General features: G+C 58.5%; 1 protein-coding gene. It reads right to left on the bottom strand.

The features are described from left to right. Positions 1 to 2,425, bottom strand: a 2,425-nt coding sequence (locus tag E0Y80_RS20495; RefSeq protein ID WP_156309506.1) for a DUF6443 domain-containing protein, incomplete at its 3' end; no start/stop codon positions are given. Between the last annotated feature and the right edge of the window lie 175 nt (positions 2,426 to 2,600).

Raw genomic sequence — 2,600 nt, 5'->3', positions numbered from 1 at the left:
GGGAACCCGTCCCCTCCTTCTTGTATTCAATGCCCCCGACATAGTCGCGCGTGGTCTGGATACCGCCGACATTCGAGTACTTCTGGAGCTTGGTGCCCAGGGCATCGTACTGGTAGGATACCGAAACTCCCGCCCTGCTCGCCGTCTTGGGCAGGTTCAGGTGGTTATAGGTAAAGGACGTACCCATCCGGTCCACTGTCGCATTGCCGTTCACGTCATAGCTGTAGGCCTTTGGCGTACTGCCGATAAACCCTCCCGTAAGCCGGTCCAGACGGTTGCTCCGACCCGAGTTCAGGTAGCCATATGCTGTCGTCTGTCCGTCCCGGTTCAGGCTCAGGATGTTGCCCATGTCGTCATAGCCCAGCACCTCGCTCATCGCCCGGGCCCCGCTGCTCGTGCCGTTGGTCAGACGGTTCAATCTATCATAGCTGTAGCTGAACGTGCTCAGGGCATCCGAACCGTGGCGCCACTGCTGCCGCGAGATGTTCCCGTTGTACTGCACCGTTCCTCCATCCTGGTAGTTCAGCGTGACCGCCAGCTCCTTCGAGGCGATACGTTTGCCCCAGCCACGCTCGTTATAGTCATAGTCGATTGCGGTCATGTAATTGGTGCCGCCGTTCTCACTGTGCAGGCCCCTGCGCCTCAACTGACCGATCTGGTTGTATTCATTGCTGCTCAGGATCACCTCCGCCTGGCTGTTCACCTTCTTGCGGGTCTGAAGTGGCCGGCCGACATGGTCATAGCTGTTCGTGGTCAATAGGGTCGTTGCCGCTCCGCTGGAAGATGCCCTGTGCACATGCCTGCTGGTTTCCACCTCTCCCGAAAAAAGATAGCTGTTGGTCACAACGTCCGTACCGCCCAGGTGGTTCTCCGATACCGTCTGGACCAACCGGGCCCTATCGTCATAGTAGTTGATCGTCAGCAGCGAGGTGCTGCCGTCTTCCCGATATACCCTCGTGCCCGTCAGCAGCGTCCTCACCCTTTCCGACCTGCCGATCCCGGTGGGAGGCGAACCTAAGGTTGTAGCCCCGGCAAAGTCATATCCGTCATAGTAGTTCACCACCAGCGGCTTGACCGTAATGCCCGTGCCCGTCGTGGGGAACGTGGTCGCCGGGTAGTCCGCATTGACCCGCGTCTCCCAAAGTGGGCCCGTGTGGCCGTCCACAAGCGCCTGCATCTGGGCCCGGGAAGCCTGGGCCGTGTTCGTATTGATGTAAAGGCCCGTTGAGGTCACACGGCCAAAGGCATCGTATTTCGTGTAGCTCCATTCCTTGCGGCCGCGCTGAACGGCATCCTGGCTCAGAACGGGCTGATCGTTCCTGTTGTAGACAATATATTCCCACCCCCTGCCGGGAACCTTCTTCTCCACCAGCCTGCGCCTGCCGTCATAGCGGTAGCCGTAGGCCAGTTCGGCGAAGTTCGCGCTGCTCTCCGCGATGCTGGTTCCCTTGATCCCCGGAGGGATCACATAACGGAGGTCCCCGAAATCATCGTACACGTAGTACGTATCCAGGAATTTGGTCGAGGTTTCCCAGACGCGCTTCAGCACCACCCGGTCCTCAAGGTCCTTATATTCATCGATGGTCCCTGCCCGGCCGTTCGAGGAAACCCAGTTCTCGTCCTTCAACGTCGTGCGGTAGAGCTTCCCCGTTGCATAATGCGACGGCGCACTGGCCCCGCCACTGCTCACCGTCCACAGCCGTACCGTATCCCGGGTCGTGCCCACAGAGGAATTCGTGCCGTACTCGCTCACCACGGTCCGCCCCGTAGTGGTCGCGGTCCCACGAACAGCGACGGGCTGCCAGGCAGATCCCGCAGCTCCCTGCTCCAAGACCCTGTTCAACGGACTGTTCTCAAAGACCGTAACCCCAAACGGACTGCCCGTCTTCACGACATTGGCATCCCAGCCGGTAGATTTATAGAAGTTCCCCTGATTGGTCCTGGCGGCCGTCTTAAAGCTGCCGTTGTTGCTGCTCTGCTCCGCATAGGGAAGGTACTTGACCGACTCTCGGCCGAAGCCGTCGTATTCGATGTGCTGAACGATATCCTTATACGTAGGGCTGGCCATCACCTCCACCGTCTGGATAGGCCTACCAAGACCATCAAAGTACTGCACCCTGCGGTTCTCATCGGCGACCGGACGGATCTGCGACAGTTCCGCCACTTTCACCGCCTTGCGGAAAGTCCGCGTAAGCACATAGTTCTGAGAGGCGGTGAAACCGTTCACCACATTCGGAGAGCCCTGCACAAAGAGGTGCACGTTCTTCCCCGAAGGGATATGGAAGCCCGGCTTTAGGGTAATGCTGTTCAGCGCGGAGTAGCTCGTGGCCGTGCCGTTGTAGCTGCTCAGCTCCAGATCCGCCGGCTGGCCATAGCCCGACAGGAAAAGGGTTGATAGAAATAGAAGGTTCAGTAGTCTTTTCATCGTTCTGGTAGGTTAGGGACGGTAATGGTACTGGTAATCCGTAAGCACGTTCTTCTCAAAGTCGAGAACGTCCTTCAGGCGCTGGAAACCGTCGTACTCGTAATGCTCCGTGATCCCCCGAGGGTCCGTCTTGCTCGTCATACCTATCAAAGGTTTGTACGTGTAGCTCGTGACC

Origin of the sequence: Sphingobacterium endophyticum (assembly GCF_009733535.1) — a bacterium.
Taxonomy (GTDB): Bacteria; Bacteroidota; Bacteroidia; order Sphingobacteriales; family Sphingobacteriaceae; genus Sphingobacterium; species Sphingobacterium endophyticum.
This window is presented reverse-complemented; position numbering and strand designations above follow the sequence as displayed.